This is a genomic window from bacterium (assembly GCA_019637795.1).
Classification (GTDB): Bacteria; Desulfobacterota; Binatia; order HRBIN30; family CADEER01; genus JAHBUY01.
Map to the genome: position 1 here is coordinate 832,441 of JAHBUY010000002.1, position 12,321 is coordinate 844,761.

General features: G+C 71.1%; 14 protein-coding genes. 9 read left to right on the top strand and 5 right to left on the bottom strand.

Going from position 1 to position 12,321, the window contains the following annotated elements; all coding sequences use genetic code 11:
- Positions 1-81 precede the first annotated feature (81 nt).
- The 5 genes from KF840_08880 to KF840_08900 are packed head-to-tail and all read left to right on the top strand — an operon-like array spanning position 82 to position 3,641.
- Complete coding sequence (locus KF840_08880; protein ID MBX3025009.1) at positions 82-1,413, top strand: hypothetical protein; 1,332 nt, start codon at positions 82-84, stop codon at positions 1,411-1,413.
- Positions 1,410-2,066, top strand: a complete 657-nt coding sequence (locus KF840_08885; GenBank protein ID MBX3025010.1) for a cytochrome c3 family protein — start codon at positions 1,410-1,412, stop codon at positions 2,064-2,066. The genes KF840_08880 and KF840_08885 overlap by 4 nt, the downstream gene beginning before the upstream one ends.
- The gene (locus tag KF840_08890) at positions 2,063-2,461 is read left to right on the top strand and encodes a hypothetical protein (GenBank protein MBX3025011.1); all 399 of its coding nucleotides are present in this window, start codon (positions 2,063-2,065) and stop codon (positions 2,459-2,461) included. Before KF840_08885 ends, KF840_08890 begins: the two co-directional genes overlap by 4 nt.
- Entirely contained in the window at positions 2,458-3,048 is a 591-nt protein-coding gene (locus tag KF840_08895; protein MBX3025012.1) for a hypothetical protein, read from the top strand. Before KF840_08890 ends, KF840_08895 begins: the two co-directional genes overlap by 4 nt.
- A complete protein-coding gene (locus KF840_08900) occupies positions 3,045-3,641 on the top strand; it encodes a hypothetical protein (protein ID MBX3025013.1) in 597 nt (198 codons plus the stop codon). Before KF840_08895 ends, KF840_08900 begins: the two co-directional genes overlap by 4 nt.
- Before the next feature lie 3 nt (positions 3,642-3,644).
- On the opposite strand, the gene KF840_08905 is transcribed toward KF840_08900, so the two are convergent.
- On the bottom strand, positions 3,645-4,439 hold the full coding sequence (locus tag KF840_08905) for a thioesterase family protein (protein MBX3025014.1): 795 nt from the start codon (positions 4,437-4,439) through the stop codon (positions 3,645-3,647).
- A 186-nt stretch (positions 4,440-4,625) separates the two neighbouring features.
- Here KF840_08905 and KF840_08910 point away from each other — a divergent pair, with 186 nt between their 5' ends.
- The 4 genes from KF840_08910 (at position 4,626) to pyrF (ending at position 8,964) form a co-directional block, all read left to right on the top strand.
- Positions 4,626-5,186 carry a hypothetical protein gene (locus tag KF840_08910; protein ID MBX3025015.1) on the top strand — a complete coding sequence of 187 codons (561 nt, stop codon included), beginning with the start codon at positions 4,626-4,628 and terminating at the stop codon, positions 5,184-5,186.
- Between the two features lie 123 nt (positions 5,187-5,309).
- A complete protein-coding gene (locus tag KF840_08915; protein MBX3025016.1) occupies positions 5,310-6,173 on the top strand; it encodes an LLM class F420-dependent oxidoreductase in 864 nt (287 codons plus the stop codon).
- Between the two features lie 296 nt (positions 6,174-6,469).
- Positions 6,470-8,191, top strand: coding sequence for a proline--tRNA ligase (locus tag KF840_08920; protein MBX3025017.1), 1,722 nt, complete (start codon positions 6,470-6,472; stop codon positions 8,189-8,191).
- Between the two features lie 35 nt (positions 8,192-8,226).
- Positions 8,227-8,964 (top strand): orotidine-5'-phosphate decarboxylase, encoded by a 738-nt coding sequence (pyrF, locus tag KF840_08925; GenBank protein MBX3025018.1) that lies wholly within the window; start codon positions 8,227-8,229, stop codon positions 8,962-8,964.
- 34 nt (positions 8,965-8,998) lie between these two features.
- Here the strand turns inward: pyrF and KF840_08930 are convergent, their stop codons facing one another.
- From KF840_08930 to KF840_08945, 4 genes are all read right to left on the bottom strand, one after another.
- Entirely contained in the window at positions 8,999-10,198 is a 1,200-nt protein-coding gene (locus KF840_08930) for a sulfotransferase (protein MBX3025019.1), read from the bottom strand.
- 38 nt (positions 10,199-10,236) lie between these two features.
- Positions 10,237-11,397 carry a DUF1214 domain-containing protein gene (locus KF840_08935; GenBank protein MBX3025020.1) on the bottom strand — a complete coding sequence of 387 codons (1,161 nt, stop codon included), beginning with the start codon at positions 11,395-11,397 and terminating at the stop codon, positions 10,237-10,239.
- A gap of 93 nt (positions 11,398-11,490) precedes the next feature.
- The gene (locus KF840_08940) at positions 11,491-11,922 is read right to left on the bottom strand and encodes a DUF86 domain-containing protein (GenBank protein ID MBX3025021.1); all 432 of its coding nucleotides are present in this window, start codon (positions 11,920-11,922) and stop codon (positions 11,491-11,493) included.
- The gene (locus tag KF840_08945) at positions 11,919-12,266 is read right to left on the bottom strand and encodes a hypothetical protein (protein ID MBX3025022.1); all 348 of its coding nucleotides are present in this window, start codon (positions 12,264-12,266) and stop codon (positions 11,919-11,921) included. Before KF840_08945 ends, KF840_08940 begins: the two co-directional genes overlap by 4 nt.
- Positions 12,267-12,321: the final 55 nt, after the last annotated feature.

Genomic DNA, 12,321 nt, shown 5'->3' on the forward strand with positions numbered 1-12,321 from the left:
AGGTGGCCCGGGCGGGGGGATCCCGCCGCGCAAGCGTTCTGGGGAGGAAGCGTGCGCATTGGGTGGAGGATCGGGACTGCGTTGCTCTACGGCATCGGTGTCGCCGCGTTGCCGGCGCGCGCCGCCGATCTGTGGGGCAACCTCGACCTGCTCGGCCAGGTGCGCGAGAGCTATCAGGACCGCGATACCGAAGCGCCGACCAACGTCTACGCCAACCTCGGCATCAACCACATGTGGCACGCCAGCGAGACCGAGGCGTACTTCCGCCTCGAGCAGGACCTCGCCGGCAACCAGAACACCAGCGACTTCTACGCCGGCTACGCGCGGGTGCCGAACGTCCTGCCCGGCGTGCAGGCGACCGTCGGCCGCCAGTTCCTGAGCGAGGGGCCGGGCAACGTCTTCGTCGCCGACGCCGGCAAGGTGAACGTCGACGTCGGCTGGCCGGTGATGTTCACCGTCTACGGCGGTGCGCCGCAGTACTTCGAGCCCACCTACTCGACGCCGATCATCTCGCAGGACGAGATCCTGTGGGGCGGCAACATGCGCACCACGCGGTGGAACGGCGGCCAACTGACCCTCGGCTACCAGCAGTGGGAGCGGAACAGCAAGGTCCTGCAGCAACTGGTCAGCGCCAGCGCCGTGCAGTCGATGCCGACCTGGCTCTTCGCGCCGCGCTTCTACGGCACGTTCGGCTACGACGCCGACCGCGCCAACGTCGACACCGCCACCGGCGGCGTCGATTTCACCGTCAGGGAGCCGCTGCTGCTGTTCAACGTCGCCACCACCTACTACCAGCCGCAGGACAACACCGGCACGCTGCCCGATCTCAACCGCCAGGAGGACACGATCTTCCAGTTGTTCTCGAACAGCAACCTGTGGCAGGCGCGCGGCGGCGTGCGCCACCCGTTCTCCCGCGAGCTGTCGGTGTACGGCGACTTCTCCTACCAGAACTACGACAACGCCGTGAACCAGAACCAGAACGGCTATCTCGCCCACGCCGGCCTGATGTGGCTGCCGGAGGGCGACGGGCTGGAGCAGGTCGTGCTCGCCTACTACCTGGCCGACAGCGGCGGCGGCAACGTCAACGGCATCTCCCTCTATTACGAGAACAAGGTGTACGAGCGGATCACCTTCCGCTTCCGCACCGACCTCGCGTACTACGAGAAGGAGAGCAACCAGAGCGACTGGCCGGTGGCGACCCGCACCGGGCTCGCCTATGAGTTCCTCCCCGGTCTCGACGGCCAGCTCATCTTCGAGGCCAATCGCAACGCGCTCTTCGACGCCGACTTCCGCTTCGGCTTCGCGCTGACCTACAACTTCAAACACTACGTCAAGGAACCGTGGAACCGCGCCGACACGCCGTCCGACACGGCGGCATATCCGGCCGCCGCGCCCGCGGAGTCGCACTCGTGAGACCGCTGCCCGCGCTGGGGTTCGCCGTGGTGGCGGTGGTGGGGGCGACGGCGCTGCTGACCGCCTGCCGCAATGCGCTGCCGACCACCAGCTTCCTGCACAAACGGGCGGCGCCGGAGTCGAAGAGCACCAGCGATGCGCGACACCGCTTCGATCACGCGCTGCACGCCGAGGTGCTCGCCGCGCAGGGCCAGACCTGCGCCGACTGCCACCGCTTCGACGTCATCATCGAGACCGGCGAGCCGGCCCTGGCGAGCGACATCTCGGCGCGCGCGCTGCACCCGGGCGGGGCCGCCTGCCATTACTGCCACGGCCCCGGCGAGACCAAGATGGCGACCGCGCCGGGCACCTGCACCACCTGCCACACCAACCTGCTGCCGCTGCGACCGACGGACCACGACGTGTCCTGGATCCGCGTCCACGCCTCGGTCGCCCAGGCGCAACCCGGGCAGTGCGAGAACTGCCACAAGCAGTCGGAGTGCATCTACTGCCACGAGACCCGCGACACCATCCAGACGATCGTCCACGACCGCAATTTCCTCTACTTCCATTCGATCGAGGCGCGGGCCAATCCGATGCAGTGCGGCAGTTGCCACCGCGAGGACTACTGCATCCGCTGCCACCAGCAGGGCAAACCGGAGGTGAGACAATGACCCGCGTGGCGCGCCGGACGCCTGGCTCCGCGACCCCGCGGCCGGCCAGGGGGCGCCGCTTCCTCGCGGCCGCGCTCGCCGCCGCGCTCATCGCCGCCTGCGGCGACAACGCCGCGCCGAGCAGCGAAAACTACGGCAATCTGCTCAACTCGCCCGGCGGGCTCATCGTGCTCGAGGAGGAGCACCCCACCGGATGGCAGCGGCCCGACTGCTTCGCCTGCCACAACGTGCTCAACATGCACACCGTCAACCGCACCGGATTGCCGAGCTGCAACAAGCTGCCGCAGCCCCCTGCCACCGGCTGCATCAACCTGCTCGAGATCCAGCAGATCATCGACAACGAAGGCCAGGATAGCTGCCCGATGTGTCACGGCGACAACGGAGTGTCGCCATGAGCCTGCGCTGGCTGGCGCTGCTGGCCGTGCTGGCGCTCTGCGCCCCGGGGCTGCCCCTGCGCGCCGCCGAGGACGATACCAACCCGCACCGCATGAGCGGGCCGGACGATGACTCGGGTTGCGGCTTCTGTCACGAGGACGACATGAGCCTGTCGAGCTCGCTGCTCGACACCTGCCTGAGCTGCCACTCCCTCACCGAGCACTCCGGCTCGCAGGAACACCTGCACGCCACCGCGGCGGTGGTGGCGCGCCTGCGGCCGACGCCGATCAAGGCCGGCGCCGAGCCGATCCTGCCGCTCACCTCCGAGGGCACGATGTGGTGCGGAACCTGCCACCTCTATCACGACCCGCAGGTGAACGAGGAAGCGCTGTTGCCCGAGCGCTGGCACCCGCCGATGCGCGGCATGGCCGCCGCCGTGGCCGATGCCCTGGCGTCGCGCTGGGGCGATCTCGCCGCCAAGTACGACCAGAAGCTGCCGGTCGCCAGATTCTCGGCCCACGGCACCAACGCGTTGCGCCTGTCGGTGTCCGACGGTCGCCTCTGCGGCGAGTGCCACAGCTATCCGACGAAGGCGGCGAGGAGATGAGCCCGCGCCTGCTGCTCGGCCTCGCCCTGCTGTTCGTCGCCGCCTGTGGTCACGACGGCGCGCCGCAGTACGGCGGAAAACCGCCGCCGATCGACCAGGTCTACGGCCAGTGCACCTTCTGCCACGACCAGGTGGCAGTGCCGATGTACACCTTCGGCGGGCACGGCGGCTTCAAGGTCACCTGCACGACCTGCCACGATCAGGACCTCACCCCGGGCCGGGTCGGCCCGGACCACCGCAACGTGCCGGCGTGCGCCGACTGCCACAGCAAGCAGAAGACCCACATGGATCCCGCCGCCGGCACGCCGCAGCAGTGCCTGGTCTGCCACACCCCGCACGGCTCGCCGAACCTCTACCTGGTCGACACCGACATCACGGTGCCGAGCGGCGCCGTCGCGCCGATCGACTTCACCAACCTGATCGGCAAAGCCGATGGCAGCTTCGCCAGCGCCACCGATCCCGGCACCGGGCTCTGCGAGGTCTGCCACGCGACGACGACCTACTACAACAGCGAAGGCACCGGCGCGCCGCACTTCACCAACAACTGCGTCGTCTGCCACACCCACGCCGCCGCCTTCGCGCCGCCGCCGTAGCGCCTACGCGCGCTCGATCAGCAGGCTCTGGGCGGCGCGGCCGATCGGGCCCCGCTGGTCGAAGAGCCAGCTCTCCGCCAGGCCGATGCCGGTCGGTTGCGGGTAGGTCACGGCGTCGAGGCAGATCCACTCCGCCTCCGGATAGCGGTGCAGGTAGATCGTCAGGTCGGGGTTGATGAAGCTGTAGCCGTCGGCGCGGTGCAGGATCCAACTGATGCCGTTGCCGAAGTCGGCGGCGGCGGCGACGCGGCTGAGCGGCGAGGTCGGCTCGCCGTGCAGCACCGGCACCCGCAGGCGGATCCAGTCGACCGCCGGACCCGGTTCGTCGAAGCTGCCGCGGACGAAGCGGTGCTCGACGGCGGCGTTGTGGAAGCCGCGGTACGACAGCGAGTCGCTCCACGGCGGCAGGCTGTCGCGGCCGCCGTCGGGCGGCGATGGCGCGGCGATCCGCGGCAGGCCGGCGGGCAGCGCGACGTCGGCGCGCCGCAGGCGCAGCGCGGTGCAGCGCGCGACCTCGGTGTCCCCGCGCCACAGCGACGCCTCGACCAGTTGCACCTTGCGGCCCGGCCGCAGCACGCGCGTCCGCGCCGTCAGCGGCGCGATCGGCACGGGCCGCAGCAACTCGATGGTCAGCCGCGCCACCTGCATGCCGGCGCCACCGTCGGCCTCCTCCGCGAGCACGGCGAGCAGCGCCGCCGGCGCCCCGCCGTGCTGCGCCTCCGGCGTCCACGGACCGCGCGCCAACTCCGACGGGGTGAACTGGCTGCCGTCGCGAACGAAGAGCGCATCTGTCGCCATCTGCCAGCCGCTAGCACGGGCGCCGCGGCCGTTGCACGCGGCACCCCGTGCCCGGGCGGGATCACGGCTCGGGAGCGCGATCGTCCCCTTCCGGAATCTCGATCCGACCGGCGGCGAATTTTCTATTCGACCCGCTCGGCATCGCCGCCTACGGCTGGAGCATCCCCAGCGACGAAGGAGGACCAGATGAACGACGAGCTGTTTGGCGATCGGCGCAAGGCGAACGAGGAATCCTATTTCGCCAAGCGCGAGGAGGAGCTGCGCGCCGGCCTGCGCGGCCGCGCCGAACGCGAGGCGCGCCGCCGCGCCCTGGCGGAGGCGACCGGAGTCAGCGACGCGTGGATTCTCGACGCCCTGCTGGCGCAGGGCGTCAACGAGCGGTCGGTCGACGGGTTCATCCTGCTACCCCTGGCGGAGGTGGCGTGGGCCGACGGGCAGGTCGACCCCGCCGAACGCGATGCCGCGCTGGCGGCGGCGGCGCGGCACGGCCTGGCAGCGGACGGCCTGGCCCTGTTCGAGACCTGGTTGGCGCACCGGCCGAGCGACGCGCTGGTGGAAACCTGGCGGGCCTTCGTCGCCGCGCGGGCCAGCACCGTCGACCCGCCGCGTCGCGACGGGTGGCGGCGCGAATTGCTCGACGAGGCGCGCGCCGTGGCCCGCGCCTCGGGCGGCATGCTCGGCTTCGGCAGCAAGATCTCCGGCGCCGAGGAGCAGGCGCTGCGCGGCATCCAGGCCGCGCTGTCGTAGCCGGCGCTCGGTGGCAATGACGTTCCCCCGTCATCGCCGGCGTGCCGCCCGTCGCCGGACGCGGGCGCCCCCGCCGGGCGTCCGCGGTCGACGCCCGCCGCCCGTCCGTACTAAGGGGGCGGCATGAAATTCGGAGTGATGTACGCCAACGCCGGCCCGTTCGCCTATCCGCAGATGCTCACGCACCTGGCGCAGACGGCGGAGCGGGTCGGGGTCGAGTCGATGTGGACGATCGAGCACGTGGTCATCCCCGTCGGCTACCAGTCCACCTACCCGTACGATCCCTCGGGCAGGATCCCGGCCCCGGATCAGATACCGATGCCCGATCCGCTGATCGCGCTCGCCTATGCCGCGGCGGTGACGACGACGCTGCGTCTCGCCACCGGCATCCTCATCCTGCCGCAGCGCCACCCGATCTACGTCGCCAAGGAGACGGCGACCCTCGACGTGCTGTGCAACGGCCGCCTGATGCTCGGCATCGGCATTGGCTGGCTGCAGGAGGAGTTCGACGCCCTCGGCATCCCGTTCGCCGAGCGCGCGGCGCGCACGGCCGAGTCGGTGCGCGCCATGCGCTCGCTGTGGAAGGACGCGCCGGAGCCGTTCCGCGGCAGGTTCTTCCGCTGGGAGGCGCTGGAGATGAACCCGAAGCCGGTGCAGAAGCCCGGCATCCCGATCATCGTCGGCGGCCACACCGAGATGGCGGCGCGGCGCGCCGCCCGCTACGGCGACGGCTTCTTCCCCGGCGTCACCGACGAGGAGAAGCTCGTCTGGCTGCTCGGCATCATGCGCGAGGAGTGCGAGAAGGTCGGCCGCGATCCGGCGGCCATCGAGATCACCTCCGGTCGCGCCGTTCCGGACGTCGACGGCGGCAGGCGCCTGGCCGACCTCGGCGTCGCCCGCTTCATGGTCCCGCCGCCGGCCTTCGATCCCGACGGCGTCACGGCGGGCCTGGAGAAGCTCGGCGAGCTGATCGCCACGGTGTCCTGAAAGGCCGGTGCACCGCAGTCGGGTTGGCCTTGATGCGACAAAGGACTTTCACCACGGAGGCACGGAGACACGGAGAGTACTGATCTCGAAGCCCGCCCAGGGTCCTCCCAAAGTTCATTAGAAATGGAGTGAGAAGAGGCCCCGCTGCCTTCGCTGTGGCACCGAGCCCTCCGTGTCTCCGTGCCTCCGTGGTGAGGAGTTTTCTGTCTCATCAAGGTTGGACCCGCCTCCAGACGGAGGCGGGAGCGCGGACGACTACCATCGCTGGCGGCCGGTTGATAAGGTCCGCCGAATCCATGCGCTACTCACGCTCGCTGATCCCGACGCTGAAGGAAAATCCCGCCGACGCCGAGGTGGCGAGCCACAAGCTGATGGTGCGCGCCGGCATGCTGCGGCAGGTGGCGCGCGGCATCTACGACGTCCTGCCCCTCGGCCTGCGCGTCGTGCGCAAGGTCGAGCGCATCGTGCGCGAGGAGATGAATCGGGCCGGGGCGCAGGAGATCCTGATGCCGACCATCTGCCCGGCCGAGCTCTGGCAGGAGACCGGGCGCTGGGAGCACTACGGCAAGGAGCTGCTGCGCATCCGCGATCGCAACGATCGCGACTTCTGCTACGGGCCGACGCACGAGGAAGTGGTCACCGACATCGTCCGTCGCGAGGTGCGCTCGTACCGCGACCTGCCGCTGAACCTGTACCAGATCCAGTCGAAGTTCCGGGACGAGATCCGGCCGCGCTTCGGTCTCATGCGCGGGCGCGAGTTCATCATGAAGGACGCCTACTCCTTCCACGTCGACTACGCCGACTGCGAGCGCGAGTACCGCGTCATGTCGGAGGCCTATCACCGCATCTTCAGCCGCTGCGGCCTCACCTTCCGCCCCGTCGAGGCGGCGACCGGCGCCATCGGCGGCAGCATGTCGCACGAGTTCCACGTCCTCGCCGAATCGGGCGAGGACGCGCTGGTGAGCTGCGCGCGCTGCGGCTACGCCGCCAACGTCGAGCAGGCCGGCATTCCCGCGGTGCCGCCGCCGGCGCACGCGGCGCCGCTCAAGCCGATGGCCGCGGTGGCGACGCCGGGGCAGCGGACGGTGGAGGAGGTCAGCGCCTTCCTCGGCGTGCCGCCCGACCGCTTCGTCAAGACGCTGCTGGTCACCACCGACGCCGGCGAGACGGTGGCGGCGCTGGTGCGCGGCGACCACACGCTGAGCGAAGCGAAGCTCCTGCGCGCCCTGGGCGCGTCGACATTGACGATGGCGGACGCCGCGACGGTGGAGAAGACGACCGGCGCCGCCGTCGGTTTCGCCGGTCCGGTGGGACTGAAGGCGCGCATCATCGCCGATCAGGCGCTGCGCGGCATCGCCGGCGCGGTGGCGGGCGCGAACCAGACCGACCGGCATCTGGTCGACGTCGCCCAGGAGCGCGATCTCCCCGACCTGGCATTCGCCGACCTGCGCTTCGCCCAGCCGGGCGATCCCTGTGCGCGCTGTCCCGACGGCGTCTACGAGGGGCACCGCGGCATCGAGGTCGGCCAGGTCTTCTACCTCGGCACCAAGTACTCGCGGGCGATGGGCGCGACCTATCTCGACGCCAACGGCGCCGAGCAGGTGATGGAGATGGGCTGTTACGGCATCGGCATCACCCGCACGGTGGCGGCGGCGATCGAGCAGCACCACGACGAGCACGGCATCATCTGGCCGCTGGCGATCGCGCCGGCGCACGTCCACCTCATCGCGGTGAACCCGAAGGAAGACGCGCAGCGGCAGGCGGCGGAGACGCTGTACCGCGATCTGCACGAGGCCGGCGTCGAGGTGCTGTACGACGATCGCGAGGAGCGTCCGGGCGTGAAGTTCAAGGACGCCGACCTGATCGGCATTCCCTACCGCGTGACCATCGGCCCCAAGGCGCTGGCGCGCGGCGCGGTCGAATTCAAGCCGCGGCGCGCCGCCCAGGCGGAGGAGATGCCGCTGCACGATGCCGTCGGGCGGCTCGCCGCCCTGGCGCGCGGGGACCAGCACGGATGAGCGTCTTCTCGATCCTCGGCCCGCCGCCTGGCCAGATGCGGGCGCGCCTGATCTTCGCGCTCGACGTCGCCTCCACGCCCGAGGCGATCGCGCTGGTCGATCTGCTCAAGGACGAGGTCGGCCTGTTCAAGGTGGGCAAGCAGCTCTTCCTGCACGCCGGACCGGAGATCATCCGCCAGATCAAGGAGCGCGGCGGCGAGGTGTTCCTCGATCTGAAGTTCCACGACATTCCGCGCACCGTCGCCAAGGCGGGCGCCGAGGCGACGCGCCTGGGCGTGCGCATGTTCGATCTGCACGCCTCCGGCAGCGTGGCGATGATGCGGCAGACCATCGCCGAGGTGAACAAGGTGTCGCGCACCGAGCACCTGGTGCGGCCGAAGCTGCTGGCGGTGACGGTGCTCACCAGTCTCAACCAGGACGACCTGAAGAAGGTCGGCTTCCGCAGCGGCGTCGAGAGCCAGGTGGTGCGCCTGGCCAGGCTGGCGCGCGAGGCCGGCATGGACGGCGTCGTCGCGTCGGCCCACGAGGTGGCGCGCATCCGCAAGGAGTGCGGCCGCCGCTTCCTCATCGTCACCCCCGGCATCCGCCCGCCGAAGGGGTCGATGGACGACCAGAAGCGGGTGCTGACGCCGGAGGAGGCGATCCGCGCCGGCGCCAATTACCTGGTCGTCGGCAGCCCGATCCGCGACGCGGCCGATCCCGCGGCCGCCGCGCGCAGCATCGTCGCCGCCATGGAGCGCGGCGCCGGCCTTCCCGGCAGCGTCCGCGCGTGACGCGAGCGGGAGGACCCGGCGGGCGAGCGCGGGCTCACCGCTCGGGCGCGACCTGGAAGCGATCGAGGTAGGCCGCGTACAGACGCGCCACCGCGTCGGCGGTGAAGCCGAAGTCGGCGAGCGCGTAGCGATGGGCGCCGTGCTTTCCCCGCGGCTTGGCGGCGAGGTGCGCCGCCATGCGCTGGCGGGTGTCGGCGGCGAGCGCCAGGCCGAGCCGCGCGTACAGCGCCGCCAGGGTGTCGAGCGGTCGCGCCATGAGGTCGGCATAGGCGACGTCGACGAACTGCGCGTCGGGTAGGCGACCGTCGGCGCGCATGGCGATCATGCGCTCGAGCAGGCCGGCGACGCCGGCGGCCGTCGCGGCGGCGATGGCGGCGACGTCGACGCGGTCGCTGCGCATCGCCCGCAGCGTCGCCAGCAGGCTGATCGTCGACGGCAGCGTCTGGCGAGGGTCGCGATGGGTGAGGACGATCCGGGCGTCGGGATAGACCGCGAACAGCGCCGCCAGCGTGCCGAGATGGCTCGGCGCCTTCAGCACCCAACGCGCCCGGCGATGGCGCGCCTGCAGGCACTGCAGGATGGCGCGGTGGATGCGGTAGGCGGGACCGATGTCGTGCGTCGCCATCCAGCGGCTGTAGGACGGCACGTCGAGCGCGCCGGAGAAGTGGTTCGACTGGAACGCGTGCGCCATCAGGAAGATGCACTCCTGCGGATGGACGGCCGCGTTCTCGTGCATGGCGACATAGGCGGGCGCCAGGTCGTGCCACCACGTCACCTCGGCGTCGGCGACGGCGATGCGCGGGTCCGTGGCGGCGGTCGCCGCCGTCGGCGGCGGGGTGGAGAACATCACTTCCCAGGTTGCCGGCGTGCGGTGGTCGGGGTCGCAGGCGAGCAGCTCGTGCAGGATCGAGGTGCCCGAGCGGGCCGTTCCGACGATGACGATCGGCGCCGTCACCGGCGCCGCCGCGGCGGTCGGGTCGGTGCGCTGCCAGGCGACCAGGCGCAGGCGGTTCTGCAGCAGGCGCAGCACCTCGGCGCGGGTGAGCAGCCGTCCCGCGACGGTCAGCGCGGCCTCGCGGTCGGCCGCCTCGAGCAGCACGCGCAACGGCGTGCGGAACTCATCGGGCCCGAAGTCGTCGAGGCCGGTGGCGGCGATCGCCTCGGCGATCAACTCGTCGGTGTCGAGTCGGATCAGGCGTTGCGCGCCGCCGACGCCGGCCGCCAGCGCGTTCATCCGTGCCAGCCATTGGGGCGGCGGGGGCGGCGACCAGCTCATCGGCGGAAGCGGCGGGTGAGCGCCGCGCGGCGGCGGCGGATCTGCTCGACGCGGGCGCGGGCGTCGAGGCGTGGGTGCGCGGCGGGCAGGTGGGTGGCGACGGCGGCGAGGGGGAGGCGCGCGGCGACGGGGACGGGCGCCGTCTCGGTCCACACCCAGCGGTACGAGACGAGGCCGAAAGGCCGGCCCTCCGTGTCCAGCCAGTTCGGCGAGCCGGGGTCGTGCGCCGCGAGCACGAAGCGCACGTCCCCGTCCTCGTCGACGTGCGCGGTGTGGCCGGTGAAGCTGTTGCTGCGGTTGGCGATGTCGAGGGATTCGAACCAGTGCGGGCTGTAGAGCTGGATCGACCAGTAGCGGGCGCGCGGCGGCGTGCAGCGGATGACCAGCGCCTCGTCGTCGGCCAGGTGCCACGCGCCGGCGCCATAGAGGATGTCGGCGGCGCCGCCCGGGACCCGCCGCGGCGCGCCCATGACATTGGGCTCGAGCTCGCGCAGCCGCGCCGCCAGGTAGGCGTTCCAGTGGACCACCGTCCGCTCGACCCAGGTGGCGGCGCGCTCCAGCGCCGCGGCGATGGCCTCGGGGGAGAGCGCCGGTGGCGCCTCGCCCTCGTGGCCGACCCGTTCGATGTGGAAGGGCACGGAGACGTCGGCCTCCCAGTCGCTGACGTACTGTCGGATCAGCACGTGCTCGACGCCGGGCACCAGCGGGATCCAGTTGCCCGGCCGCGGCGTGGGCGACAGGGCGATCTCGAGGTACCCGTCGGCGTCGACCGTTAGTGCCTCCAGGCTGCGTTCGGCGAACACCCGTGTCGCGCCCATCTGCAGGTCGCCCTCGGCGGTCGAGACGATGAGCGCGCGCACGCCGCGCACGTTCGCCCAGACGCGGTAGCTCTCGCCGGGATCGACGCGGGCGCGCAGGTAGGTGTTGTCGGCGTTCGGCCCGCCCCACTTCAGGACGTCGTCGTCGAAGCGCAGGAAGGCGGGATGATGCGGATCGCCGAAGTCGACGAACCACTGCAGCGCGAACGCCGTCAGACGGGCGAGGTGGCGGTGGCCCTCCGCCCGGCCGCGCGCATCGGCGGGAAAGTCGTCAGCGGCGATTCGCGCCGCCAGCGCGCCGAGTCGGCGGCTGAACCGCGCCCAGGGATCCTCGGTCACCCGCGCTGCCTACGACGCTCCCGCGCCGGTTCGCAAACGGCGGCCGCGCGCCGCCCTGGTGCCGCCATGATCCTGCTGCGCCGGGCGCGCTGGTCACGGCGTCGCCGTTGGGCGGAGGAATCGTTGGACGTGGCGCAGGTACTGCGGGACGTCACGCACGGCGGCCCGCAGGCCTTCGTAGACCAGGGTCGGATCGATTTCATCGTACTCGTGCACGAGCCGATTGCGCAGTCCGGCGCTGGCGGCGATCTGCTTGGCGAATGGTGCGGGCAGCACGCCGATCTTCGCGAGCTGGGTGAACGAATCGAAATAGTCGCGCGGCGGCGGCAGGCCGGATTCGGTGACGAGGTGGTAGTTGATGTCGATCATCCGACCGACGATGCGTTCGAGGTAGCGTTCGGCCAGCACCTCATCGGTCGCGCTGGCGAGATAGTCGCTGATCGCCCGTGCCGCGAGCGCCGCCAGCGGCTCGAGATCAGCGGCAATCAGCACCATCTTTCGCGTCACCAGCTCGGCATCGGTCATGGCGCGCCCGCCAACACCCGCTCCACGTAGCGGCGCTCCATTGCCAGGTAGCGGCGGTGATCCTGATACCGCTTGAAGGCGTAGATGCGCAGGCGTTGCAACGCCTGCGGGGAGCCATACAACAGGTGGCACGCCTCGGTGATCTGCTTGAGAAACAGTGGGTCGGCCCGGTTGATGAAGGCGAGATCGACGTCGCGATCCGGAAACAGCTCCTGCAGGTCCGCGAGGAGTGCCGCGTGCCCGTGCAGCGTGTCCGGTAGGCGCTCGACCAGCGCCGCCAGGTCGACGTCGCTGCGGGCGTGCACCCGCCCGGTGACAGACGAGCCGAAGCGGAGCAGAAGCACGATGCCGTGCTTGCGCGCTACCCGTGCGAGAGCTTCAGCGCTCGGGTCCATGGCC